Source organism: Cytobacillus depressus (assembly GCF_008923245.1).
Classification (GTDB): Bacteria; Bacillota; Bacilli; order Bacillales; family Cytobacillaceae; genus Cytobacillus; species Cytobacillus depressus.
Genome location: NZ_WBOS01000001.1, coordinates 1,040,580 through 1,066,587 on the forward strand (window position 1 = coordinate 1,040,580; position 26,008 = coordinate 1,066,587).

The window sequence follows — 26,008 nt, forward strand, 5'->3', positions numbered from 1 at the left end:
GGCACTAGTACATCCTGTACGTCGAGGTAGGCACTTGAGCTAGACACTAGACAATATAGCCGATCGCTTTTAACTGGCTATTGACGAAATCCTTGGCATACTCAAATACTTCTTCCCGTTCAGGTTCATTGAATATTTCATGATAACATTTTGGCCACTCTTTAAATCGTTTTTCGGAAAATGGCGCATGGTTAAACCAATCGCTTACTGATTTTTTATTAACAATTAAATCATCGCCCCCCTGCATAGCAAGTAGCGGGACATCTTGAGTTTTATCAAGCTTTTCAAATGCAAGCTTAGTAGCATGTATTAATTCGCGATACCACCTTACAGATACCTTTGTTACATATAATGTGTCATTAGCATCCGCATCACGTACATCAATATTTCTTGTCGCCATATCAACGGTAAGTCCAGAGTTCATACGCAAACTTGGAAAAGTTTTATTTAATACATAGGAAAATATATTAAGAAAATGATTTGGCTTTTTAATTAAACCAAGACAAGGGGATGACAGGATGACACCGGCTAACTTCAATCGTTCCTCCTGCAAAAGACGAATTGATATTAAACCTCCCATGCTATGCCCCAAAAGAAAAACTGGTAATTCAAATTTATAAGCCGCTTGTATCCAATCCTTCACTTCAAACAAATACTCATCAAAAGAATCAATGTGACCCCGCCGTGATCTTGTTGTCATCCCTTGGCCCGGAAGATCTCCCATAATGACATGAAAACCTGACAAACGCCACATCTCGATTAGCCAGCCATAACGGCGATGATGCTCCATTGCACCATGAACCATAACGATTACTGCTTTAGCCTCTCCTTCAGCTTCCCATTTCCACATCATTAATCCTCCCTAACCTTATGGTGAAATGAAAATTCTACTATAAATTATAGCTTAGTTATTTAGTTTCATCATTAATTTCACTCTTTATCAATAATATTTTTGAATCATGACTAAAGGACAAGATTGCCCCCTTCTATGATAGAATAAAAATAATGAAAACATTTGAAGGAGAGCATAGTATGATTTATCCATATGATGGGAAATTTCCAAAAATCGCAGAATCAGTTTTTATCGCTGATTACGCCACCGTCACAGGGGATGTTGAAATTGGGGAAGAGTCCAGTGTGTGGTTTAATACGGTTATTCGCGGAGATGTCGCCCCGACGGTAATTGGCAAAAAAGTGAATATCCAAGACAACTCGGTCCTGCACCAAAGCCCAAATAATCCACTAATCTTAGAAGATGAAGTGAGCATTGGCCATCAGGTTATCCTTCATAGCTGCATTATTCGCCGAAAAGCACTCATTGGTATGGGATCAATTATACTTGATGGTGCTGAAATTGGTGAAGGCGCTTTTATCGGTGCCGGCAGTTTAGTAACACAAGGCAAAAAAATCCCTCCGAATACACTAGCTTTCGGAAGACCAGCTAAAGTGATTCGCGAGTTAACTCCAGAAGATATTGAAGATATGGAAAGAATATGCAGAGAATATGCTGAAAAAGCCCAGTATTATAAAGCATTGCAAAAATAATTGATCTATTTTTTAACATGTCCTTTTCCGAAAAGACTTATTCTATTTCACTGCTATAAGGAATCATATTGAACTCATTGGTCAGTGCTATTTATGGAAATGGCCCCGATTTCATACTTTTTTTCAACAAATATTGCATACCATAACATAAACATTAGCACCGTCCAAATCTTTCTGCTGTTATCGAATTTATCATTGCAATGATCATCTAGCAGCTTATACAAATAATCCTTTTTAAATAAATGATCCGTGTTGCTTTCACGGATTATTTTTTTTGCCCAATCATTCATTTCATCCTTTAGCCAATACCGGATTGGTACGGGAAATCCGAGTTTTTTTCGATGTAAGACGTGATTGGGAACAATTCCTTCCATTGCTTTTCGTAAAATATATTTCGTTGTTCCATTCGTAATTTTTAACCCGCTCGGTATTTTGGATGCTACCCGAAATACTTCTTTATCTAAAAAGGGGGCCCGCAACTCTAATAAATGGGCCATAGTCATTTTATCTGCTTTTAATAGTATATCTCCCCGCAGCCAAGTATGAATATCGATGTACTGCATGCGGTTAATTGAATCATATTCAAGGCTCTCTTGATAAAGAGAAGATGTAATACTTGTATAGCGTAAGCTTTCATCATATGGCTGAAAAAACCTTCCCTTTTCTTGCTCAGTAAATATTTTTGCATTGCCAATATATCTTTCCTTCAATGGAGTAACTCCACGCTCTATAAAGCTTTTTCCTCTTGTTCCCTCGGGAATAAGAGCCACAATGACACTCAATAATTTTTTAATACAGTTAGGTATATAATTAAATACTTTTAGCGATTGCGGTTCGTGGTAGATATTATAGCCTCCGAATAATTCATCGGCCCCTTCTCCTGATAAAACAACTTTCACATGTTTATTTGCTTTCTTTGCAGCAAAATAAAGCGGAATGCAAGCAGGGTCTGCAAGTGGATCTGTCAAGTGCCACATGATCTTGGGCAGCTCATTCATGAAATCTTCAGGAGTAATAATTGTACTTATATTTTCAAGTCCAAGCTTGGCAGCAGTTTCCTCCGCAATATCAATCTCACTGAAGCCCGATTGCTCAAATCCAACAGAGAATGTCTTCATATCTGAATGATATTCCTTTGCAATCGAAGCAATGATTGAAGAATCAATCCCTCCTGAAAGAAAGGATCCAATCGGCACATTACCTTGCATATGCAATTGAATAGATTGAAATAAAGCAGCTCTTATCTCTCGAACAAAATCATCTTCCTGTTTTTGAATTGGATGAAAGGCTGCTTTCCAATAACGTTTAATCATCATCGGAGAACCAAAATTCCTTGTAAAATAATGCCCAGGCTCAAGCTTTCGAATCTCTTTTGTCATCGTGTCCGGCTCTGGGACAAACTGAAAGGTTAAATAATGCTGTAAGGCTTCCATATTCAACTTATCATATTGAAGGTCTGCTAGAATTAATTTCTTTTCAGAGGCAAAGTATATCTCTTCGATGCCTTCATAATAAAATAACGGTTTAATCCCAAAAGGATCTCTAGCACCAAACAAGACCTTATCTTCCTTATCCCAAATGACAAAAGCAAACTTTCCTCGAAGCTTTTCAACCATTTTTTCTTTAATACTGCAATATAAAGCTAAAATAGTTTCTGAATCAGAATTTGATTTGAAGATCAATCCTTTGGAAATAAGATCTTCTCTTAGTTCAGAATGATTATAAATTTCCCCATTATAAACGATCCAATAGCGATCGTTTTCATAGGATAATGGCAGCTTTTCGTGTTCATCACTACTCATATTTAAACCCCTATAACCGAGTAAAACATGGCCATCAGAATAATAGCCATCATAAGATGGTCCGGGTAAGTGATTCAATTGTAAGGGCTGATTAGTCTCTAATTGTTCTTTTTCTTGAATATAGCCAATAAAACCACTCATTCTAATTCCACCCATTCTAGTTTCTTATTTTAAAGAAGATGATAGGTGTCATGTTTGATTTTTCATTTAAGGGAAGTATCCGAGTGCAGATGTTTGCGAAGTAATGAGGAGTATTTTATCCTATTCATCTTTTAAAAGCTTCAATCATAAGACGAATAAAAAAAGCGAAAGTTACATAAGAAATGCAACTCCCGCTCTTTTCTTATTATTTTAAAGCAGCTGCACGTAATTCTTCTGCTTTATCTGTACGCTCCCAAGGAAGATCGATATCAGTACGTCCGAAGTGTCCGTAAGCAGCTGTTTGCTTATAAATCGGACGGCGTAAGTTCAGCATGTTAATGATGCCTGCTGGACGTAGATCGAAGTTTTTGCGAACTAAGTCAACTAACACATCTTCTTCTACATTACCTGTTCCGAACGTATCAATGGAGATAGATACTGGCTGTGCAACACCGATTGCATAAGCAAGCTGAACTTCTACTTTGTCAGCTAAGCCAGCAGCTACAATATTTTTCGCCACATAACGTGCCGCATAAGCAGCAGAACGGTCAACCTTAGTAGGATCCTTACCAGAGAAAGCGCCACCGCCATGACGAGCATAGCCACCATATGTGTCAACGATAATTTTACGGCCTGTTAAACCAGCATCCCCTTGAGGTCCGCCAATTACGAAGCGTCCAGTAGGGTTGATAAAGTATTTTGTATCCTCATCAATTAGTTCTTGTGGAACAACTGGGTTGATGACATGTTCTTTAATATTGCGCTGAATTTGCTCTAAGCTAATTTCAGGGTGATGCTGAGTAGAAATAACAATCGTATCAATACGAACAGGCTTGTTATTTTCATCATACTCAACTGTTACTTGTGTTTTTCCATCTGGACGAAGGTAAGGAAGGATTTCTTCTTTACGTACTTCAGTCAAACGGCGTGCTAATTTATGAGATAATGAAATTGGAAGCGGCATAAGCTCCTTCGTTTCATTACATGCAAATCCGAACATTAAACCTTGGTCACCAGCACCAATAGCTTCAATTTCTTCATCAGTCATTTGCCCTTCACGAGCTTCTAAAGCTTGGTCAACTCCCATCGCAATATCTGGTGATTGCTCATCGATAGAAGTTAAAACCGCACAAGTTTCTGAGTCAAAACCGTATTTCGCACGAGTGTAGCCGATCTCTTTGACAGTTTCGCGAACGATTTTTGGAATATCTACATAAGAAGATGTAGTAATTTCTCCTGCAATTAAAACTAAACCTGTTGTAACAGATGTTTCTGCTGCTACACGGGCATTTGCATCCTGGGCTAAAATGGCATCTAAAATGGCATCAGAAATTTGGTCACAAATTTTATCCGGATGACCTTCAGTAACTGATTCAGATGTAAACAAACGGCGTTTTGTTGACATGCTGATGTTCCTCCTTATATATGAAAATAAACTCGATTGATACGGAACTCATTCCCTAATTAGTATGAAGTAAAATTGGAGTTTTTATGATTAAGCGTATAGGCTTTCTCAAAAAGCTACCATCAAAATGCAAAATAAAAAACCTTTCCATCTATGTGAAAAGGTTGAAGCAAATCGATTCGCGCCTTTCACTCTTATCGTTCAAGGAATATTCCTTGCGTCAGGTTAGCACCTTTGCTAAAAATTCTAGTTAAGCAGGTTGCTGGGCTTCATCGGGCCTGTCCCTCCGCCAGCTCGGGATAAGAGAGTATCCGTTCAAGGATAAATCATATCGTAATATATAAAAAGAAGTCAATAGGATTCTCGATTAAATTTATGTTTTTTTTCGTTCATGTGCATCATAACGAACAACTGCCATTATCACATTTTTTTCTGAAGAATTTATGTCTATTTTTTGCGATTAATTTATAAATCGGATTTCCAAAGAGGGACATTCCAGGTAAGTAAAGGAAGTAGCCCAAAACGATAGTTTGTGAGGAAAGCAAGAATAAATAACGAACTGCATGGAACCCTTTGTACACTTTTCCCCTGGCGGTAATAATATGAAGCTCTCTTCGTAATTCGATTTTATCAAAAGAGTGTGGAGACTCGCTTTTCTCATATTCTTGAAGCGAAACCCAGCTCACCTTCTGCTTTCGATCGATTTTTTCGAAAAATTGTTTTGATTCCTTGCATAATGTGCATGTTTCATCGTATAATGCAATCGTTTTCACCTATGCCCACCCCTTTTGATTTTATATATATATTTTACCATATTCAGCGTTAATGAATGAGGTTAGCAATATCATTATATTATGCCTAAATGAGAGAAATATTTAATGAAAAAAAACGATAATTAGTATAGACTAATCATCTCAATGTGTTATACTATTTATAAATTGAATTGACTTCATAAATATAACGTAAAAGGAAGGTATTAATCAGATGAACTCTGTTAGCATTCCGAATAAATTAACTGATTTATTAAAAGGCAATAACATTCAAGTACAATTATCTGTTCCTCAGCTTGTGGAAAAGGTATTAAATCGTAAAGAAGGCTCACTTACTTCAACTGGTGCTGTTTGTGCAACAACTGGAAAGTATACTGGCCGTTCTCCTAAAGATAAATATATTGTAGAAGAAGCATCTTCAAAAGATAAAATTGACTGGGGCAGTGTAAACCAGCCTATTTCAGAAGAAGCATTTTCAAATCTTTATGATAAAGTTTTAAACTACCTGCTAGAAAAAGAAGAAGTATTTGTATTTAAAGGTTTTGCAGGTGCTGACACGAAACATCGCCTTCCAATTCAAGTAATTAACGAATATGCATGGCATAATTTATTTGCTCACCAGCTTTTCATCCGCCCGTCTGATGAAGAATTATTAGATCATCAAGCGGAATTTTCTGTTATTTCTGCTCCTACTTTTAAAGCAGATCCAGCTGTTGACGGTACAGCATCTGAAACATTTATTATTGTATCTTTTGAGCGCCGTACTGTTTTAATCGGCGGTACAGAATATGCTGGAGAAATTAAGAAATCGATTTTCTCTGTTATGAACTACTTACTTCCGGAAAACGGCATTTTACCAATGCACTGCTCTGCCAACGTTGGCAATGAGGGAGATGTTGCATTATTCTTCGGTCTATCTGGAACAGGTAAGACAACATTATCAGCAGATCCAAATCGTCGTCTGATCGGTGACGATGAGCACGGCTGGTCTCCAAACGGTGTATTCAATATCGAAGGCGGCTGCTATGCAAAATGCATCGGTTTAACTCGCGAAAAAGAACCACAAATTTTTGATGCCATCCGTTTCGGTTCTGTGCTTGAAAATGTTGTGATTAACAGCGAATCACGTGTAGCTGATTATGATGATAACACATTAACTGAAAATACGCGCGCAGCATACCCGTTGCAAGCGATTGATAATATCGTTGATCCAAGCATTGCTGGTCATCCAAATACAATTGTATTTTTAACAGCTGATGCGTTTGGCGTATTGCCTCCTATCGCAAAATTATCTAAAGAGCAAGCGATGTACCATTTCCTAAGTGGATATACATCGAAGCTTGCTGGTACAGAGCGTGGAATTACTTCACCTCAAGCAACGTTCTCAACTTGCTTTGGTTCACCATTCCTTCCGCTTCCTGCAACAGAGTATGCAGAAATGCTTGGGAAGAAAATCGATGAGCACAATGCAAAGGTATTCTTAGTGAATACAGGCTGGACTGGCGGCGAATACGGCGTTGGTAACCGCATGAAGCTTGCTTACACTCGTGCGATGGTACAATCTGCATTAGAAGGCGAATTAAATAATGTAGAGACTGTGAAAGACGATATCTTCGGTCTTGAAATTCCGTTACACGTACCAGGTGTACCTGATGAAGTTCTTCAGCCAAACAAAACATGGGCTGACCAAGCGGCATATGAAACAAAGGCTAAGGAATTAGCAGCGAAATTCCGTGAGAACTTTAAGAAGTTTTCTAACGTCCCTGCTGAAATTGAAGAACAGGGCGGACCGATTGCATAAAGTGAAACTTCATTCAGTGGGGGGGCTTTTCATCCCCCATTGAATGTTAGTTGAACTTATCGGGCCTTTACGGGCAGTTGATCTCCCACCAAAACTTCTTCGATTCTTCTAAAGTTTTATGGTGGGGATCTTACTGCCCGTTAATCTGCGATAATTTTTAAGGGTGTCACTTTTCGTGACACCTTTTTTGGTTTTTCATCCAATTTGTTAAGTCCGCAACTACTTTTCGATTTGTGGCAGGCGGAAAATAGTGCGTGAAATCTTCAAAGTACCAGCTCTCAACTTTTTTGTTAAGCTCCTTCAACCTTTTCTCCAACCGATATGCGTGTTCGACAGAGACATTTTTGTCTTGTTCCCCGTGAATAATTAAAGTTGGGACTTCGAGCTCTTCCAATTGAAAAAGAGGTGTTCGGTATTCATACCGTTCAGGAAACTTAGTTGGGGTGCCGCCAATCACTCTTTTCATCATTCTCCGAAGATCGTCACGTTCTACATAAGTCAGAAACATATCGCTCACACCGCCCCATGTAACAAGTGATTTCGTCTCCGGGAACTGAATGGCTGTTAATAGTGCCATCACTCCCCCTCTTGAGAAGCCAAATATATGTACATCCTTTACACGGGGATGTGATTGTAATAGCTGAAAGCCAGCGAATGCATCATTACGATCTTCACCCGCAAAGTCTTCATTCCCTTCTCCTCCCTGATTTCCTCGATAAAATGGGGCGAAAACAATAAAACCTTCCGAGGCAAACTGAATGATGCGTCCCGGTCTTACTTTTCCGACGCTTTTTATGCCCCCGCGCAAATAGAGAAAGCCATCATATACCCCTCCATCCTTTGGTTCAGCAAGCAAACCTTTAATTTTCAAATCCCCTGATAGATAGGTAACAATTGATAATTCAATATTTGGATGAGGAGATGGGAATTTTTGTTTACTGATCATGCGGTCTCAACTCCTTTTTAAAACTGGCCAATATTTTGCAAAAGCGACCGATAAAATGGGGTAAATTTCCATTTCTCATTATAAAATTTCCATATAGGCATTCACACATTTTTTGCACACTCATACGATAATGTAGGCTAAAAAGCATATTTTTTACTTCAGGAGGTTTCCTTATGAAAAAGTGGCTAAAGATTAGTTTTTCACTCCTGCTTATTTCCATTCTCATTATACCATTGGCTGCATGTGGGAAGGACAAAGTTCAAAATGTTCGTATCGGTGAAGTCACTCGTTCCATTTTCTACGCGCCACAATATGTTGCAATTGCAAAAGGTTTTTTTGAGGAACAAGGGCTTAATGTTACACTAACGACGACTGCTGGCGGAGATAAAACGATGACCGCATTGCTTTCCGACAGCATCGATGTTGCCCTTGTTGGGTCTGAAACTTCCATCTATGTATCTGCCCAAGGGTCCAATGATCCGGTCATTAATTTCGCTCAGCTCACTCAGACTGATGGCACCTTCCTCGTCTCCCGCCAAAAATTAGAGAATTTCACGTGGGATATGTTAAAAGGCACAACTTTCCTTGGCCAGCGCAAAGGGGGAATGCCGCAAATGGCTGGTGAGTTTGTTTTGAAGAAGCACGGAATTGATCCTCATAAAGATTTAGAGTTAATCCAAAATGTCGATTTTGCCAATATCGCTCCTGCTTTTGCCTCAGGCACGGGTGAATTCGTCCAGCTGTTTGAACCGACGGCGAGTGTATTTGAAAAAGAAGGAAAAGGTTATATAGTCGCTTCCTTTGGCACAGAATCCGGACATATCCCATATACAACCTTCATGACAAAACAAAGCTATATTAACGAAAATAAAGAAACAGTGGAGAAGTTCACAAGAGCCATCTATAAGGCTCAGAGCTGGGTAGAAAATCACAGCGCAAAAGAAACAGCTATGGTCATTAAAGACTTCTTCGATAATACCGAACTCGACATTATCGAAATGGTCGTCAAGCGCTATAAAAGCCAAGGCTCATATTCGACAGATCCAATTTTAGATCAAGAAGAATGGGATAACCTGCAAAACATTATGGAAGAGGCAGGAGAACTTCCAAAACGTGTGGATTACAAATCACTCGTTAATACAGAAATTGCTGAAAGTGTAATGAAGAAGTAATTGAACTTTACTAATAAAAGTGAGTGTTCAAAAAGGAGGACAAAAAGAGCCGAGAAGTTCAAGAAAGCGAAGCCTTTGAGCACCGGAACGTATGCTTTTAATACGTGAGGAGCGGAGAAGCAAGCTGACTTCAAAAAGTGGAAGTGCCTTGGTCAGCCCTGACAAGCATAAGACGGCTTACGTAGTGGCTCGATCTTTAGCCACGCAGTAAGATGGCTTATGACCTCGAGGGGCTTGGCACTGGAACTAGATTAACCGAAATTCGACAGCTTTTTGAATTATCTTCTCGAAAAAACATCGCACGAAGAAAAAGTGCACTTCTTTTTCGAGGAATTTTTCCCGGACTTTTTGAACATTCTCTAAAAGGAGGGGCCCATTCTATGGATTTCTTAACCGTTCATGGAATTCATCATACTTACTTTACGAAAAACTCTGCCACGACAGCCCTCTCCGATGTTTCGCTTACAGTCGGAGAAGGAGAATTTGTTTCCTTTCTAGGACCTAGCGGATGCGGAAAAACAACTTTGCTTTCAATCATTGCCGGTTTACTTAAACCAGCGATTGGCACTGTTGCTCTTGAAGATAAAAAAGTTGAAACTACCCGCCAAAGTATCGGTTATATGCTCCAACAGGATTATCTTTTTCCATGGAAAACAATTGAAGAAAATATTTTACTCGGATTGAAAATTAGCCATCAGCTCGAACCGGTGAAAATAAAGTATGCACTCAACTTATTAGAAAAGATGGGACTGAAAGGAGTAGAATTGCAATATCCAAAGCAGCTTTCTGGCGGAATGAGGCAAAGAGTGGCACTTGTTCGCACTTTAGCGACGGAACCGAAGCTTCTAATGCTTGATGAGCCCTTCTCCGCTTTAGACTATCAGACGAAATTAAAACTCGAGGATCTTGTGTCTAATACTCTTAAATCCTTCGGAAAAACAGCCATTCTTGTAACACATGATATTGGCGAAGCGATTGCCATGAGTGACCGAATTTTCTTATTTTCCTCAAGTCCGGGCAAGCTGCACAAAGTTTTCACGGTGCCAAAAGAATTACGGGAAGAAACTCCTTTTAACGCCCGCAGTCATGAAGTTTATTCAACGATTTTTAACTCAATCTGGAAGGAGCTGGATTCCCTTGAGCATGCAAACAACTGTTAATCAACTTCATCAGAAATATTTACAGTCTTTAAAACGGGAAAAAAGGTGGGTCCGTTTCTACCAGCTTATTATTTTTTTAATCTTTTTTTCCGGATGGGAGCTAGCGAGTCGAATGCAATGGATTGACCCGCTCATATTTAGTTCACCTTCAAAAGTTGGGAGCTTATTTCTCACAAAGGTTCAAGACGGAAGTTTATTTATTGATCTAAGCTTCACATTATCAGAAACAGTATTTGGCTTTATTCTCGGCACTTTGATCGGAACATTACTAGCTGCTATTCTCTGGTGGTCTCCAATGCTTTCGAAAATATTAGACCCTTACTTAGTCGTTCTCAACTCCATGCCTAAAGTCGCGCTTGGTCCGATATTGATCGTCGCTTTAGGGCCAAATTTCACGTCGATAGTAGCGATGGGAGCAATTATTTCTATTATCATTACGACCATCGTTGTCTATACATCCTTTAAAGAGGTAGATCTGAATTATATTAAAGTGCTGCAAACCTTTGGCGCTAACCGGGTGCAAATCTTTAAAGAATCCATTCTGCCCGCTTCCTTCCCTGTCATTATCTCCACCTTGAAGGTCAATGTTGGCTTATCTTGGGTTGGTGTCATCGTCGGGGAATTTCTCGTCTCCTCCAAAGGTCTCGGCTATATGATCATTTACGGATTTCAAGTATTTAATTTCACTCTTGTTATGCTTTCCCTGCTCGTTGTTGCCGTCTTTGCAACCCTCATGTATCAGCTCGTCGAACTGCTTGAAAAGAAATTAATTAAACATGGATCATAAGAAAAGCGGAAGCGGCTTGATCGAGGAACGTCAACTAAAAACCACCACGTCTTATGACGAACATCGACGTCAGCACATCCTGTGCAAGTCCGACAAGCACAAGCCAATCCTCCCTGAAAAGTGAGCTCTACCTTTCAGGGAGGATTGGCTTGTGACCTCGAGGTCGACAAGAACGCGACGCCCACCCAAAAGCTTCTCTTTTGATCGTGCGATGATTACGCTGCCGAAGCCTTCCTTGTGGAGCTAGACAATGAAGAAAACGGCATTACACCATGCCGTTTTTCTCTAGAATCCTATTTATACTTTTTTCCACAACGGCATCCTTCATAATGAAGCTATACTCGGGCGCCCATCTTCGTGTAAGTATATCTCCATCTATTAATACAGGTCCATTAGTTTCATAATAATGGCCTTTCTCTTCCAACTTTTCAACATTCCCAAAGAATATTGCTTTTACAAAAGAGGTATTTGAACGGATCACTTCATATTCTCCAATCCATTGCAAATCTTTAATGACCGCACCCGTTTCCTCTAAGGCTTCTCTGCGCGCAGCCCCTTCAAGCGATTCCCCTATTTCTACCTTCCCTCCTGGGAACTCCAACCCTCTTTTCGAATGGTTTGTCAGCAGCCACTGTTTACCCATTTTACAAATAATAAAGACATGCTCCGGCTGTTTATGAAAAGAATGAGGTTTAAAAGATATTCTGACCGTTCCCCCATTCGCATCTAAAAATGATTCCATTTAATCACTCGCCAATCCAAAGTTCTTACATTAAATTATATCGCGAAAAAGCTTCTGTTACTAATTTCATATTTCCTATAACTAATTTTGTGAAGAAAGTATGAATCTGCATAAAATTGAAACCATTGGTTAATTTTTCCGTATATAATAAGTGAATAATGATAAAGGGGATGTCTATTTTGAAAAAAACATTATCCATTTTGGCAGGCTTCCTTCTAATCTTCATGTTAGCTGCATGTAACCAAACAGCTACGCCTGTCAATAAAGAAGGAACAAACAAAACTGAGCCAGAAGTAACTGAAAAACCATCTGAATTAACATTAGAAGAAGTTTTGGAAAAATCAACAGAGGCTTCTAATGGCTTGAAAAGCTTTTCTGTAAAAATGGATGTAGAACAAGACATGTCTTCTGATCAAGAGGAATTAAATATGAATACTCAATCTATTATTGAAATGGATGTAGTTACTGACCCAATGGCATTTTATCAAAAAATGACAATGTCATTAGCCGATACAGGAGAAAATTTCCAAACGGAAAGTTATTTTTCTGAAGATGGAATGTTCTTTTATGAACCATCTGGCCAGCAATGGATGAAGTTTCCTCAAGAAATGACTGATGCTTTCTTACAAATGGCTGGACAGCAATCTAATCCTGGCGACGAATTAAAGAAATTACAAAAGTTTGTTGAGGACTTTACATTCGAACAAGATGCAAAGAATTATATTTTAAAATTAAAAGCATCTGGTGACAAATTCAATGACTTTATTAAAGAAACAGCTGCAGAAGCCCTTCCTCCTGAAATGGCGATGGAAGGTTTAATGGACGATATGAAAATTAACGCTGTAGAATATGAATTCCTGATTGATAAAGAATCATTTTATCCAGTAGCTTTAGATGTGTTAATGGAAATGGAAATGACAATTGAAGATCAAACGATCGTCATGAAACAAAAAATGAATGGCCAATACTCAAAACTCAATGAGATTGAAGCGATCACTGTACCACAAGAAGTGATTGATTCTGCGGTCGAAATGGAATTTTAATAAACAGGCAGGTAGCCCTAAGCATGAGATACGGGGCTACCTCATACTTTTTCTAAAAGTTTTGATTTTCATCCCCATCCAATATACCCATGCTCTCAATATGGCTCCTTGCTTCTTCATCTCCCAACTCGTAAATCATTCCGTATACTTTTTTAATGGTTTTATCATAGGCATCATTATCTTTATCATTGTGATACTCCATAAACGGAATATGTGCTCGAACAAAGCTTTTCCACTCATTACTATAATTATGGTCAAAGTATTCCCGCAATGAAGTAATTTCCTCATCTGTCGCTTCTATTTTAAAATCCCAAGCTGAGTCTGTTGTACTTTGGGTGATTTCGCCCGTTTCTACTTTAATATAATACGTTTTCTTATTTTCACTCATTTTCATTATCCCCTTTGTAATATCCTTATCACTTATCTTTTCCACACTTGAAAAAATCATGTAAGCTTGTCGTTCATTAAGGCAGGATTATTTCCAATTAACGCATAATTTTAATCATTAAGGGGATTCAATAAGTATAAAATAGAAGAACAAAAGGCGAATATTGAAACTGGAGGTGCTTTATGAAAATTGTAGATGAATTGTATGAGCTTTATCGGCATAAGCTCACCGGTGATGAAGAAGATATTGATATGCTGACTTTTGCTTTTCTCGAGGAAATGAACAGAGAAGATCTGCTCAAAATGATTCAAGATTTAAATAACCAAGAGCTTTACGATTTGATGGGACTTTATTTAATTGAAAGTTTAAAGGGCAAGTTTGCAAGTGAAGATTATCGCCCACAGCGAAGTCCTTTACACCAACGAAATATACACTAATATTGCTGGATACATAAAATAGCAACAAAAGCAGGTAATTCATAAAAATGAATTTTCCCTGCTTTTGTTTCATCCAGCTTCAGCACCTAGCCCCGACAAGGTACTTGCGCTTTTGTCTTTTAACCTAAGTAAGCTTTTAACATCCAAATATGCTTTTTTAAACTTTGCTTGAGGGCAATGAGCATATCACCTGTTCCCTCATCATTCGCTTCCTCTGCAAGGACTATTCCATCCTGAAGCTCGTCCGCCATTTTTTCAAAATCATTACATAAAGTTCTGACCATCTCTTCTTCCTTCTCGGTTCCAGTCGCCTCTTTAATTGATGCTATTTCAAGGCACTCCCTCATTGTAGCAACAGGGTTTCCTTCTATAGACAAAATTCTCTCAGCTAATTCATCAATATGCTGATTAGCCTCATTGTACAGCTCTTCAAACTTTTCGTGAAGCGTAAAGAAATGGCGGCCTTTAATATTCCAATGGTAATTATGAAGCTTGACATATAGAACTGTCCAATTAGCTACTTGTCTATTAACAGCTTGTTTTAGTTTATCATTCATCCTATCAACCTCCATTTTTATAGTACCCTCCAAATATCGTCCTAAACATAAATTTTATTCAAAGGTCATTCGTTTCTCCTTTAGAGCGATTTTCATGGTACACTGTTAGAGTGAAGGGGGGATATCCATGGTCACTGTTATAGCTATTTGTGTAATTATAGTAGCTATTGTTATTGTTTTGGCTGTTGTCACGACTTCAAAAGCCTATAAATATAATCATACTGTTGATACGGTCGATTCTCTTCCAATGAACAACCAAAATGATCAATCTGAAAAAGAGAGCAATAAGCAAATTTCATGAAAAAAAGCTAAGAGTTCGCATGTCGCGTAACCCTTAGCTTTTTCCGTATACTGCCAAAACTTTTGACTAGCTCCAGCGCCTAGTCCCGACGTACAGGATATACTAGTGTCGACAATGCGACAGGACAAGGAAGTCTTCGGCAGCGTAATCATCGCAGGAACAATTTGCCTTATTATTGTTCCGAAGGCGCTTCCGCTTTTCTACTTTAAGCAAACACTTGCTTTAAGTCTTCTTTTGATTGTTCAAGCCAAAAACGCATTAAGCGTTTTGCTCCTTCTAAATCATGCAGTTTCGCTTGACCGCACTGCCTCTCATTGGCTGCCGGTATTTCAGTTATTTCAGCTGCATCCTTCATCGTATCGTCTAGCAAATCAATAATTTCCTCTACTGTCGCCTCACCGCTGACAACTAAATAAAATCCAGTCTGGCACCCCATTGGAGAAATATCGATAATATCGAAGTGGTCGTATTTCTCTGAATGCTTACGAATATTGAATGCAAGGAGGTGTTCTAGTGTATGAATCGCATCTGGCTTCATCGCCTGCTTATTCGGCTGGCAAAAACGGATATCATATTTATTTACAACCCCATCTGACCCAACTTTGTGCACACCACAATGTCTTACATATGGAGCTTTTACAGCATTATGGTCCAATTCAAAGCTTTCTACTGAAGGCATTCCTAATCACTCCTTACATATTTTCTTCATTGTACCTTATATTCCGAGTATCTTCATCAAATTTATCTTCTTTTAAAGCGTTTTTTTCAAATAAATCAGATAACTAATTATGAATTCTATTTTCGACTATAAATAAAATTTATGCTATTGTTTTATCAATAATGAATTTGTATTAGAACGGAATGGTGCACATGTTAAAAAAGTTATTCATCGCCTTCATTCGCTTTTACCAAGTTGTCATATCACCGCTAAAACCGCCTTCTTGCCGATTTTATCCTACTTGCTCCCATTACGGCCTAGAGGCAGTTAAGCGTTTTGGTGCCATGAAAGGCGGCTGGCTCGCAATAAAAAGAATTCTAAAATGCCATCCCTTTCATCCGGGTGGATTCGACCCTGTACCAGAAAAAGAGGATTAAAAAAAACCTGTCAGTTACGCGATTATTTAGCGTTTGACAGGTTAAAAAAAGTTTCTAAATAAATTTTACATCATCGTAGCCATTTACAACTACATCGAGCTTACCTGTTCGCGGATCAATAACTAGACCGTGTACAGGAACATCATTTGGCATTAATGGATGTTTCTTTACCATTTTAACACTGTGTGCCACACTGTCCTCGACATTATCAAAGCCTTTCAGCCATTCTCTTACATCGACACCTGAATACGTTATTGTATCAAGAGCTGCTTCCGACTTTCCACGCTTTCTCATGCTCTCCATAATATGATCAGGCTTCATTCCACTCATGCCGCAATCATGATGCCCAATGATGAGTACTTCCTCTGCCTGAAGCTCATAGACAGCAACAAGTAAGCTTCTCATAATACTTCCAAATGGATGAGTAACAAGCGCTCCAGCATTTTTGACGATTTTGACGTCGCCATTACGCAAATTCATTGCTCGTGGTAAAAGCTCTACTAGACGGGTGTCCATGCATGTCAATAACACCATGCGCTTATTAGGAAATTTCGTTGTTGTAAATTCTTCATATTGCTTTTCCTCTACAAATTGCTCATTAAAAGTTAATATTTCATCAATTAATTTCATTTGATTCACACCTCAAAATTTTAATTGCACTATAAGAATAACAAAAAACTAAATGCATAAACAAATATTTCTTATTGATTTTCCCTACTTTCTCCTGTAAAATACTTTTATAATCGTAATGATTACGAATTACTTAATATTAAGAAATTTTTTTAAAAGACAAATCGTAACGAATCCGTTTTACGAAAGAGGAGAAACAAATGAAAAAGATTTTTTTATTTTTACTGATTTTTAGCATGCTATTAGCAGGCTGTTCTACTAAAGAGGGTGAAAAGCAAACAGATAGCAATCGGTTATCTGTGTATACGACTGTTTATCCTTTACAATATTTTTCTGAGCGAATTGGCGGTCCGTATATAGAAGCAAAAACAGTCTACCCTCCTGGAGCAGATGAGCATACATTTGAGCCTACACAAAAAGATATGATTAAATTGGCCGATGCAGACTTATTTATTTACATTGGACTTGGCTTAGAAGGCTTTGTCGAAAAGGCTAAAAACACATTAAAAAATGAGAAAGTTCAAATGGTTGCCGCTGGGGAAAATGTTCAACTTGATACAACTGGACACCATGATGAGGGAGAGCACCATGATGAGGCGACTCATGAAGATGAGCACGACCATGATGACGCAATTCATGAGGACGACGGCCATCATCACGGGGACATCGACCCACATGTATGGATTGATCCTATTTATGCAAAAGATTTAGCCGAAGCTATTAAAAATGCCCTTATTGAAAAAATGCCAGAGCATAAAGATGAATTCATTGCAAATTACGATGAACTTTCAAAAGAGCTCGACGATTTAAATGTGAAATTCCAACATACTGTTGATCATGCTAAGCGTAAGGAAATTATCGTTTCCCACTCCGCCTTTGGATATTGGGAAAAGCGCTATGGCATTAAACAAATTAGTGTGTCCGGTTTAAACACTTCAAATGAACCTACACAAAAGCAACTTGAAAAAATCATGTCTGAAGCAAAAGAGCATGATTTAAGTTATGTCTTTTTTGAACAAAATGTCAGCTCTAAATTAACAGAAATCATCCAGAAGGAAATTGGTGCAGAGGCTCTAGTTTTGCATAATTTATCTGTGTTGACAGATAACGATATTAAGAATCATTCTACTTATTTTTCCATTATGGATATGAATATGAAGGCACTCGAGAAGGCAATAAATTAGTTTTCTCTCCCTTCAAATGGCAAGAATAAAGTAACAAGAGTCTTCACAACCTAAAATAGAGTGGCGTGCAATTTTAGTTGCCCTCCGTTTATTGAACTTATTTAAGGGAGTGAAGCATAATGGCAAAAGACGTTTTATGTGAAGTTAATAACTGTTCATATTGGGCGCAAGGCAATAAATGTTCTGCAGAACAAATTTTTGTAGTCAGCCATAAAGGAAAAACAGCTGATAATACGAAAGAAACGGATTGTAATACGTTTGAACCCGTTTAATATTGTAAATTAAACAAAGGCGTTTTCTCACTTGGATGGGAAAACGCCTTTGTACTTATTCTAGTAATTTTCGGAGTTCTCGCCGTAAGATTTTTTTTGCTGCATTCCTTGGGATTTCTTCAATAAACATAACCTTCTTCGGTATTTTATATTTCGCTAATTTTTGCTGGCAAAACTGAAGAATGTCTACTTCATTTATTTCCTTTCGTTTTACAATGAATGCCGCTGGAACTTCCCCCCATTGCTCATCCTTTAACCCAATAACCCCAGCATCTGAAATCGCAGGGTGGGAAGCTAATATACCTTCAATTTCGGCTGGATAGACATTTTCTCCGCCAGAAATGATTAAATCAGAGCGGCGGTCTAATACATATAAAAAACCTTCCTCATCTAAATATCCAATATCACCTGTTGACAGCCAGCCGTCTACAATTTTTGATTTTGTCTCTTCTTTTTTATTTAAGTAACCTTTTGTAACGTTCGGTCCTTTTACGAGAATTTCACCCGCTTCGGTTGGACTTGCTTTCTCTCCATTCGTACGAACTATTTTTAACTGCGAAGGGAATAAGGCTTTTCCTGCAGACCCAAGCTTACTAAAGCTATATTCAGGAGAAAGGGTAACAATTTGAGAAGATGTTTCGGTCATGCCATAAGTTTGATAAACAGGGATTTGCTTTGCTTGGCATTTTTCAAGCAACGCTTTAGAGGCCGGACCTCCCCCTAATAGCATGCAACGAAATTGAGCTGGGAGCTTATCTTCTTTAAGCTTCTCTTCCATTCGTGTCAGCATCGTACTTACTACTGACATAATGGTAACTTTTTCATTACGAATGATGTTAATCGCTTCTTTTTCGTCAAAGCTTTCCAAAACGACCATCTTCATTCCATAAATGATGCTGCGCATAAGGATGGAATAACCGCTTATATGAAAAAGCGGGACCGTACAAAGCCAGCAATCCTCCTCTGTCAAACCTAGATTTAATGCCGATCCGATTGCACTCCACCAATGATTTCCGTATGTTTGCAGCACCCCTTTCGGATGCCCAGTTGTACCTGATGTATACATAATAGTGCAAACTTCATTCAAATTAATTTCATCGACAATTAATGGGGGCGAGACCGAAGATTCGAACAAAACTTCCTTGTTAATTATTGTGATATTCGGAAGAGTTTCCTCTAATTCTCGGTATTTTGAAGAAAACCTACTTTCCGTTATTAAAAAAGCCGATTGTGAATCTTTCATTTGCCAGGCAATTTCTGCAGCGGTTAACCGATTATTTAATATAACCGCCTTCACACCTAGCAAATGACAAGCTAAATAAACAAATACAGTATCGACATGATTGCTAAGCAGTGCACCTGCATACTGCCCCTTTTTCAGCCCGCAACCAGCTAATTGACCGGCTATAGTATGGGCTCTATTATAAGCTTCGGAAAAAGTATAGGTTATGCCGGCAAAGTGAATAGCTGGTCTATCGGGTGTTAAGAAAGCCCTTTTTATTAAAAAATTTTGCATCACTTGATCGTTCATAATTTCACCCCATATTAGCTTAACCTTAAAAACTCGTAAAAAACAGCCTAATGGCATACCCATCAGGCTGTTTTATTATTAATATAACCTTTGTAACTTAAAGAAATGTCTAGCTCCAGCACCTAGTGGAGCTTCTGCTTTTCGATTAAGGGAAACGCGGGAATTGGCCGAAATCAGGCTTGCGCTTTTCTTTAAATGCATCGCGGCCCTCTTTCGCCTCATCTGTTGTATAGTACAGTAAAGTTGCGTCACCTGCGAATTGCTGAATACCAGCAAGTCCATCTGTATCTGCATTGAATGCTGCTTTTAAGAAGCGAAGAGCAGTCGGGCTCTTTTCTAGCATTTCTTCACACCATTTAATGGTCTCTGCTTCTACTTGATCTAGAGGTACAACTGTATTGACAAGACCCATATCTAATGCTTCCTGTGCATTGTATTGGCGGCATAAATACCAAATTTCACGTGCTTTCTTATGGCCGACAATTCTTGCTAAATAGCCAGAACCATATCCTGCATCAAAGCTGCCAACTTTCGGGCCAGTTTGTCCAAATACTGCATTGTCTGCAGCAATTGTTAAATCACAAACAATATGAAGGACATGTCCACCACCGATAGCATATCCTTTAACCATTGCGATGACTGGCTTCGGAATCACGCGAATTAAACGCTGTAAATCAAGCACATTCAGACGCGGAATTTGATCGTCTCCTACATAGCCTCCATGTCCACGAACAGATTGGTCTCCCCCTGAACAAAATGCTCGATCCCCCGCACCTGTTAGGATAATTACTCCTACATTTGCATCATCACGTGCATAAGCGAACGCATCAATTAGCTCTGAAACCGTTCTTGGTGTGAAAGCATTATGCTTTTCTGGACGGTTTATCGTAATTTTTGCAATTCCGTTGTATGTTTCATAATTAATTTCTTCATACTTGCGTGCTGCAACCCATTCTACTGCTGACATGGTCATGAATCCTCCTTTAATATGTATAAAAATTTAAGCTTTGATTCTCTCTTTCATATTAAAAAGAATGGCATGTATCATCCTTTTCATACAATAAGAATTCACTTACTATTGTACCAAACATTTCTGGTTTCTCCACATGAATTGCATGCCCACAATCTTCAATTTCAATCCATGTTCCATTTTTTAACTTGCTTTGCATTTTTTCTGCAATCAAGCAAAATTTTGTATCGATGCTGCCCGTTATAAAAAGGACAGGATTGGATAGCTTCTGAAGTTCATTCCACCACGAGGGTTGAGCTCCTGTGCCCATTCCTCTTAAACTATTGATTAACCCTTTTGCACAATTCCTTAAACGCTCATTTCTAATTCGCTGACGAGTGCTTTCCGGAAGTCTTTTTTGACTATGAAAAAGAGGAATATCTTCCCAATAATCGACAAACTTCTCTATCCCTTCATTTTGGATTCGACAAGCTAGTTTCTCATCTTGAAGGCGTCTCGATTCCCTTTCACTCGTAGTTACAAGCCCTGGAGAAGAGCTTTCTAAAATAAGCTTCCTTACCTTTTTAGGATACTTTAAAGCAAAGGTTAAGGCCAACCTTCCACCCATGGAATAGCCAAGTACATCTATTTGGTCAATCTTAAGCTTCAATAATAGTGCATATAAATCGTCAGCTACCGCTTCAATATTATATTTTGCAACGTCTTCAGGCGAATCTGTTTTCCCATGGCCGATAATATCGACAGCAAAAATATTAAAATCCCCTTTCCAATAATGATCCAATTCTTTCCACGAACCACCACTTCCGGTAAAACCATGAAGTAAAAGCAAAGGAGTTTTTAAAGGATCCGCAGGGCCTAAGGAGCCACCGGTGACCCAATTGTCAACATGATAGCGAATGCCATTGATTACAAAAATCATCAGCACTCGTCCTCCAACAATCGACTTATTTCCCGGGTAACATCTTCCCATAATTCGCGATGCTCTCTAATATTTTTTTCGCGGTTTGTTGTAATTTCCATTACCTTTAATCCAGATTTTTCTTTATTCTGATTCATTACAGTAGAAAAGTGCTCCCAATCCGTAATTAAATCATAATGTCCGCCATACATTTCAACGGCATACTGGAATTTCAAGTCTAATGGAGTACCAAAGAGCTGTTCAAAGTTTTTTGGATGACTGGCTTGAGGTAGAAAAGAGAAAATCCCCCCGCCATTATTATTAATCAAGAGAATATTGATATCGATTCCATATTGTTTTGCTGCAATTAATCCGTTTAAATCGTGAAAAAAGGTTAAATCACCTAATGCTAAATAAAGCGGCTGCTGAATCGTCCCCGCTCCAAGCGCAGTTGAAATAACTCCATCAATGCCATTCGCTCCACGGTTAGCCATGACTGAAATGGATTTATCATTAAAATGGAAGAATGTGTCAAGATCTCTAATCGGCATGCTATTTCCGACAAATAACGTAGCACCGCTAGGCAATAGCTTTGCGAGCTGATAAAATAATTTACCTTCACTTAACTCATCTAAAGCATTGATTTTTCCCAAATGGGAGCGTGTAACCCCGTTAATTTTTTGCCATTTTGCAAGTAATAGGGATTCATTCTCTCTTTCAATAAATGGAAGAATCGATCGGCAAAACTCTGTTTCCTGACAATAAATCATTTCTGAGGACACCATTCCTGGATCACGAAAACCTCCGCCACCATCAACAACATATTGGTATACATCTTGATGTTCTTTAAGAAAAATGGTCAAAGGCTTAGATACAGGCATAGCCCCAAATCGAATAATTACGTCAGGTTTTAACGCTTTCTTTGCTTTCTCATTTTTTAAAATCGTATCATATGTATCTATAATATATTCTCCACTATGCTTTCCGCTTCTTAACTGTGATAGCGGGTCAGCAAGAATCGGAAATTGCAGTTTTTCAGCGAGAGCAATGACTGCATCTGAAAACTGAGCTGTTTCTATCGGACCGCAAATAATCATCCCGTTCGTAAAAGAACTAATACGCTTACCTATTTCTTCATATTGTTCATTTGATAATGTTAACTCTCCAGGCTGAATGCTAACATATTCACCCGTACGTTCCGTTAGCTCAAATAAGTCATCCCTTTCCAAGTGAGGGATTAACGGCTCTCTAAAAGGAAAATTCAAATGAACAGGTCCTGCTGGAGAATTTTTAGCTGTTGCAGCAGCCCGAGCACAAACAGTCCGTGCATAGCGAATCATCCCTGCTGAATGTTCTGGAGGTGCCATTTCCACAAACCATTTTACATGATTTCCGTAAAGATGAATTTGATCAATCGCTTGTGGTGCCCCTACATCTCTTAATTCATGCGGGCGATCAGCTGTCAAAACAATTAATGGCACTCTTGATACTTTCGCTTCAACAATAGCCGGAAAGTAATTCGCCGCAGCCGTACCAGATGTACATAAAATCGCCGCGGGTTTTCTTGATGCTTTGGCTATGCCTAATGCAAAAAAGGCAGCCGAACGCTCATCTACATGAATATGTACACGAAGTTCAGGATGTTCTGCCATAATCATTGCCATCGGGGTAGATCTTGAACCAGGACTCACCACTACGTCCTCTACCCCGTTTTTCACTAATTCAGAAACAAATGCGGCGATATAAGAGGTTAAAGCTTCTTGATGATTCATTTATTTATTCCTCCAAGTGCCGTCAGCATCGGTCGAAATTTAATTTTTGTTTCAATATATTCACTTTCAGGATTTGAATCTTTTACAACTCCACAGCCAGCGAAAATGGATGCTTCATCTTTTTGGATAAGTCCGGAGCGGATAGAAACCGCAAATTCACCATTTCCTTGATAGTCAAGCCATCCTAATGGTGCACCGTAAAACCCTCTATCCAATTTTTCGACCTTGCGAATTTTTTCAACAGCTGCTTGCTTTGGCATGCCTCCAAGCGCAGGGGTCGGGTGTAAGCGATCAACTAATAAAAGTAAGGATGTATCTTCATTAGCCTTTCCAATAACAGGGGTATGCAAATGCTGAATATCTCTCATTTTGAGCAAGTGAGTTTTTTCAGGTAAGATGACTTCTTCACACACTTCTTCCATTGCCTCTTTAATCATTTGGACAACAAATTGATGCTCAATTTGATTTTTCGGATCATTTAATAATTCTTCTCCAAGCATTTTATCTTCTTTTTCTGTCTTTCCTCTAGCAATGGAACCGGCTAAACATGTAGTTACAAGACTTTCACTGCTCTTTTTGATAAGCCGCTCCGGAGAAGCACCGATAAAGCAATCGCCGTTTGATTCAAAGGCAAAGATAAAGCTTTCTTTCTGAAACTCTAATAATTGTGCTAGCACCATTTCCACTTGAACAGGCTTATCAAAGTACAATCTCGTTTCTCTTGCCAATACCACTTTTTCAAGCTGTGATCCTTGCTTTAATTCCTTAACGATAGAGTGGACATTTTCTTTCCATTCATCTGGGCTAATTTCAATCTCTTCCTTAAGCTGATGAATTTCTTTCGTTTGAATATCATGTAAAGCAGTAAAAAGCGCCTGTCTCTCTGTATTTAACTTTTCAATAAGAGATTCACCGTCATTTTGGGTACAAATGACATTTGTCGTTAAATAGGCTTTCCCTTCTATTTCACTGTACATAAAAGTTGGTATATGGAATTGAGAATCAGAAAATTTGTCCCATAGTTTCGATTTTTCTTTTAATGGGTCAAAAGAAAAGCCCCCGAACATAAGAGGTCCCACTGCATTCGTCTTATATCTATTCATAACGATTGCATCATCAATCAGTTGTTTCCACTCATTTTCAACATGAAAAAAGCGGTCAGCAGCCTGATCCGATTGAATTTGATTACATATTCCCATGCCGATAATGAACGTTTCATCAGGTGGATCTTTCCAAAAAAAGCGTTCACCAAAAAAAGCTTCATGGCCTGCTATGAAAAAAGTAAGAGGATCTATTTGATTAATTTCTTGTATTTCGCTAACTAAAACTAGCTTTGATAAGGTCTTTGCCTTTTCAATCGCTTCAAGGATCCCTTCTTTTAGTTCCGTTTCTTGTATGGTAACCAAAAAAACCCCTCCAAAAAACCTATTAACCGTTCCTTTTTATGAACTAATTTTAACATACACCTCATCCCATTCATATGTCAATTATAGTCATGTTTAGGACTGGTTTTTCAATATGATATGAAAATAATACATATATAGATGCCATTGACACTTTGGTTTTATCTTCCTAGACTATTAAAAGAGATAGGTACATTTTTGACACTTTAGACCTTTTCTATTATAATAAATAGGTTTGATATAATAAAATAATTAATATGACAAGGGGAGAGTTATATGCAAACACAAATGCATACAAATATTCCGCCGACTAAATCAAAAGACTGGCGGGTTTGGTGGCAATTAACACGCCCCCATACTCTTACCGCTGCTTTTGTACCTGTATTGCTAGGGACAGCGTTAGCCCTCCAAGATACAAGCATTCGTTTTGGATTATTTTTTGCTATGTTAATTGCGAGCTTACTCATTCAAGCTGCAACGAATATGTTTAATGAATATTATGATTTTAAAAGAGGACTCGATAACGAAGAATCTGTAGGGATTGGCGGGGCCATTGTCCGCGACGGCATACAGCCGAAAACCGTATTAAAGCTTGCCCTTTCTTTATATGGCATTTCCATTCTCATTGGCGTATATATTTGTATGAACAGCAGCTGGTGGTTAGCGCTTATCGGAATTATTTGTATGGTAGTAGGATATCTTTATACTGGAGGACCACTGCCGATTGCGTACACTCCATTTGGTGAAATTGCTGCCGGTTTTTTCATGGGTATGCTGATTATTCTTATTTCTTTTTATATACAAACTGGAACTGTAACAGATACGAGCGTATTAGTATCGGTCCCAATTTTAATTCTTGTTGGTGGTATTCTATTAGCTAATAATATTCGTGACTTAGATGGCGATAAAGAATTTGGCCGCAAAACATTGGCCATTCTTATTGGCCGAAAAGGTGCCATTCGCTTGCTTGCAGGCATGTTTATTGTTTCCTATGCATGGGTATTTATTCTAATTGCTATGAATATTATCTCTCCATGGCTAGCCATTGTTGTCCTTAGTGGACCGAAAGCCATTAAAGCAACAAAAGGCTTTATCGGCAAAACAATCCCGATCCAGATGATGCCTGCCATGAAGGCAACGGCGCAAACAAACACGATTTTTGGATTTTTATTATCAATCGGTTTATTTTTAGGTTATTTTTTATAAAGTTCAACTTCATTCAGTAGGGTGTCTTTCCCACTGAATGTTAGTTGAAC

The 26,008-nt window shown here is 38.5% G+C and carries 27 protein-coding genes and 1 riboswitch; of the genes, 12 read left to right on the top strand and 15 right to left on the bottom strand.

Annotated features, from left to right (window positions below):
• Positions 1-46: 46 nt before the first annotated feature.
• A complete protein-coding gene (locus F7731_RS04965) occupies positions 47-850 on the bottom strand; it encodes an alpha/beta hydrolase (RefSeq protein ID WP_151533645.1) in 804 nt (267 codons plus the stop codon).
• A gap of 182 nt (positions 851-1,032) precedes the next feature.
• Here F7731_RS04965 and F7731_RS04970 point away from each other — a divergent pair, with 182 nt between their 5' ends.
• Positions 1,033-1,545 (top strand): gamma carbonic anhydrase, encoded by a 513-nt coding sequence (locus F7731_RS04970; RefSeq protein ID WP_151533646.1) that lies wholly within the window; start codon positions 1,033-1,035, stop codon positions 1,543-1,545.
• Between the two features lie 74 nt (positions 1,546-1,619).
• Here F7731_RS04970 and asnB read toward each other — a convergent pair whose 3' ends face one another.
• The 3 genes from asnB to F7731_RS04985 all read right to left on the bottom strand — a co-directional run bounded on the left by asnB (position 1,620) and on the right by F7731_RS04985 (position 5,666).
• Complete coding sequence (asnB, locus tag F7731_RS04975) at positions 1,620-3,488, bottom strand: asparagine synthase (glutamine-hydrolyzing) (protein WP_151533647.1); 1,869 nt, start codon at positions 3,486-3,488, stop codon at positions 1,620-1,622.
• 205 nt (positions 3,489-3,693) lie between these two features.
• Positions 3,694-4,893: a methionine adenosyltransferase gene (gene metK / locus F7731_RS04980; RefSeq protein ID WP_151533648.1), complete on the bottom strand. Its 1,200-nt coding sequence runs from the start codon at positions 4,891-4,893 to the stop codon at positions 3,694-3,696.
• 191 nt (positions 4,894-5,084) lie between these two features.
• A riboswitch (SAM riboswitch) is annotated at positions 5,085-5,199 on the bottom strand.
• 92 nt (positions 5,200-5,291) lie between these two features.
• Positions 5,292-5,666: a thiol-disulfide oxidoreductase DCC family protein gene (locus F7731_RS04985; RefSeq protein WP_151533649.1), complete on the bottom strand. Its 375-nt coding sequence runs from the start codon at positions 5,664-5,666 to the stop codon at positions 5,292-5,294.
• Positions 5,667-5,877: 211 nt separating this feature from the next.
• On the opposite strand from F7731_RS04985, the gene pckA reads away from it, so the two are divergent.
• Complete coding sequence (gene pckA, locus F7731_RS04990; RefSeq protein WP_151533650.1) at positions 5,878-7,464, top strand: phosphoenolpyruvate carboxykinase (ATP); 1,587 nt, start codon at positions 5,878-5,880, stop codon at positions 7,462-7,464.
• Between the two features lie 166 nt (positions 7,465-7,630).
• Here the strand turns inward: pckA and F7731_RS04995 are convergent, their stop codons facing one another.
• Entirely contained in the window at positions 7,631-8,410 is a 780-nt protein-coding gene (locus F7731_RS04995; protein ID WP_151533651.1) for an alpha/beta hydrolase family protein, read from the bottom strand.
• A 173-nt stretch (positions 8,411-8,583) separates the two neighbouring features.
• On the opposite strand from F7731_RS04995, the gene F7731_RS05000 reads away from it, so the two are divergent.
• From F7731_RS05000 to F7731_RS05010, 3 genes are all read left to right on the top strand, one after another.
• Positions 8,584-9,582 (top strand): ABC transporter substrate-binding protein, encoded by a 999-nt coding sequence (locus F7731_RS05000; protein WP_151533652.1) that lies wholly within the window; start codon positions 8,584-8,586, stop codon positions 9,580-9,582.
• A 380-nt stretch (positions 9,583-9,962) separates the two neighbouring features.
• Positions 9,963-10,742, top strand: coding sequence for an ABC transporter ATP-binding protein (locus F7731_RS05005; protein WP_151533653.1), 780 nt, complete (start codon positions 9,963-9,965; stop codon positions 10,740-10,742).
• Positions 10,726-11,529: an ABC transporter permease gene (locus tag F7731_RS05010; RefSeq protein ID WP_151533736.1), complete on the top strand. Its 804-nt coding sequence runs from the start codon at positions 10,726-10,728 to the stop codon at positions 11,527-11,529. The genes F7731_RS05005 and F7731_RS05010 overlap by 17 nt, the downstream gene beginning before the upstream one ends.
• 265 nt (positions 11,530-11,794) lie before the next feature.
• Here the strand turns inward: F7731_RS05010 and ytkD are convergent, their stop codons facing one another.
• A complete protein-coding gene (gene ytkD, locus F7731_RS05015; protein ID WP_151533654.1) occupies positions 11,795-12,271 on the bottom strand; it encodes an RNA deprotection pyrophosphohydrolase in 477 nt (158 codons plus the stop codon).
• Between the two features lie 179 nt (positions 12,272-12,450).
• Here ytkD and F7731_RS05020 point away from each other — a divergent pair, with 179 nt between their 5' ends.
• Positions 12,451-13,314 carry a DUF6612 family protein gene (locus F7731_RS05020; protein WP_343032846.1) on the top strand — a complete coding sequence of 288 codons (864 nt, stop codon included), beginning with the start codon at positions 12,451-12,453 and terminating at the stop codon, positions 13,312-13,314.
• A gap of 52 nt (positions 13,315-13,366) precedes the next feature.
• Here the strand turns inward: F7731_RS05020 and F7731_RS05025 are convergent, their stop codons facing one another.
• Positions 13,367-13,702 (bottom strand): hydrolase, encoded by a 336-nt coding sequence (locus tag F7731_RS05025; RefSeq protein WP_151533656.1) that lies wholly within the window; start codon positions 13,700-13,702, stop codon positions 13,367-13,369.
• Between the two features lie 182 nt (positions 13,703-13,884).
• Between F7731_RS05025 and F7731_RS05030 the strand changes: the two genes are divergently transcribed.
• Entirely contained in the window at positions 13,885-14,139 is a 255-nt protein-coding gene (locus F7731_RS05030; RefSeq protein ID WP_151533657.1) for a DUF6154 family protein, read from the top strand.
• 119 nt (positions 14,140-14,258) lie between these two features.
• Here the strand turns inward: F7731_RS05030 and F7731_RS05035 are convergent, their stop codons facing one another.
• A complete protein-coding gene (locus F7731_RS05035) occupies positions 14,259-14,696 on the bottom strand; it encodes a Dps family protein (protein ID WP_151533658.1) in 438 nt (145 codons plus the stop codon).
• 127 nt (positions 14,697-14,823) lie between these two features.
• Between F7731_RS05035 and ytzI the strand changes: the two genes are divergently transcribed.
• Positions 14,824-14,997 carry a YtzI protein gene (ytzI, locus tag F7731_RS05040; RefSeq protein ID WP_151533659.1) on the top strand — a complete coding sequence of 58 codons (174 nt, stop codon included), beginning with the start codon at positions 14,824-14,826 and terminating at the stop codon, positions 14,995-14,997.
• Between the two features lie 205 nt (positions 14,998-15,202).
• Here the strand turns inward: ytzI and F7731_RS05045 are convergent, their stop codons facing one another.
• Positions 15,203-15,676, bottom strand: a complete 474-nt coding sequence (locus F7731_RS05045) for an S-ribosylhomocysteine lyase (protein ID WP_151533660.1) — start codon at positions 15,674-15,676, stop codon at positions 15,203-15,205.
• A gap of 191 nt (positions 15,677-15,867) precedes the next feature.
• On the opposite strand from F7731_RS05045, the gene yidD reads away from it, so the two are divergent.
• The gene (gene yidD, locus F7731_RS05050) at positions 15,868-16,092 is read left to right on the top strand and encodes a membrane protein insertion efficiency factor YidD (protein ID WP_151533661.1); all 225 of its coding nucleotides are present in this window, start codon (positions 15,868-15,870) and stop codon (positions 16,090-16,092) included.
• 54 nt (positions 16,093-16,146) lie between these two features.
• Here yidD and F7731_RS05055 read toward each other — a convergent pair whose 3' ends face one another.
• Entirely contained in the window at positions 16,147-16,722 is a 576-nt protein-coding gene (locus F7731_RS05055) for a beta-class carbonic anhydrase (protein WP_151533662.1), read from the bottom strand.
• Between the two features lie 200 nt (positions 16,723-16,922).
• Between F7731_RS05055 and F7731_RS05060 the strand changes: the two genes are divergently transcribed.
• Both F7731_RS05060 and F7731_RS05065 read left to right on the top strand, forming a co-directional pair.
• Entirely contained in the window at positions 16,923-17,906 is a 984-nt protein-coding gene (locus F7731_RS05060) for a metal ABC transporter solute-binding protein, Zn/Mn family (protein WP_151533663.1), read from the top strand.
• A 119-nt stretch (positions 17,907-18,025) separates the two neighbouring features.
• A complete protein-coding gene (locus F7731_RS05065; RefSeq protein WP_151533664.1) occupies positions 18,026-18,178 on the top strand; it encodes a DUF1540 domain-containing protein in 153 nt (50 codons plus the stop codon).
• A 55-nt stretch (positions 18,179-18,233) separates the two neighbouring features.
• On the opposite strand, the gene F7731_RS05070 is transcribed toward F7731_RS05065, so the two are convergent.
• The 5 genes from F7731_RS05070 to F7731_RS05090 all read right to left on the bottom strand — a co-directional run bounded on the left by F7731_RS05070 (position 18,234) and on the right by F7731_RS05090 (position 24,755).
• Positions 18,234-19,709, bottom strand: a complete 1,476-nt coding sequence (locus F7731_RS05070; protein ID WP_151533665.1) for an o-succinylbenzoate--CoA ligase — start codon at positions 19,707-19,709, stop codon at positions 18,234-18,236.
• Between the two features lie 145 nt (positions 19,710-19,854).
• Entirely contained in the window at positions 19,855-20,676 is an 822-nt protein-coding gene (gene menB, locus F7731_RS05075) for a 1,4-dihydroxy-2-naphthoyl-CoA synthase (RefSeq protein WP_151533666.1), read from the bottom strand.
• 58 nt (positions 20,677-20,734) lie between these two features.
• Positions 20,735-21,598: a 2-succinyl-6-hydroxy-2,4-cyclohexadiene-1-carboxylate synthase gene (gene menH, locus F7731_RS05080; protein ID WP_151533667.1), complete on the bottom strand. Its 864-nt coding sequence runs from the start codon at positions 21,596-21,598 to the stop codon at positions 20,735-20,737.
• Entirely contained in the window at positions 21,598-23,349 is a 1,752-nt protein-coding gene (menD, locus tag F7731_RS05085) for a 2-succinyl-5-enolpyruvyl-6-hydroxy-3-cyclohexene-1-carboxylic-acid synthase (protein ID WP_151533668.1), read from the bottom strand. The genes menH and menD overlap by 1 nt, the downstream gene beginning before the upstream one ends.
• A complete protein-coding gene (locus F7731_RS05090; protein ID WP_151533669.1) occupies positions 23,346-24,755 on the bottom strand; it encodes an isochorismate synthase in 1,410 nt (469 codons plus the stop codon). The genes menD and F7731_RS05090 overlap by 4 nt, the downstream gene beginning before the upstream one ends.
• Positions 24,756-25,028: 273 nt before the next feature.
• Here F7731_RS05090 and F7731_RS05095 point away from each other — a divergent pair, with 273 nt between their 5' ends.
• Positions 25,029-25,958 carry a 1,4-dihydroxy-2-naphthoate polyprenyltransferase gene (locus F7731_RS05095; protein ID WP_151533670.1) on the top strand — a complete coding sequence of 310 codons (930 nt, stop codon included), beginning with the start codon at positions 25,029-25,031 and terminating at the stop codon, positions 25,956-25,958.
• Positions 25,959-26,008 lie beyond the last annotated feature (50 nt).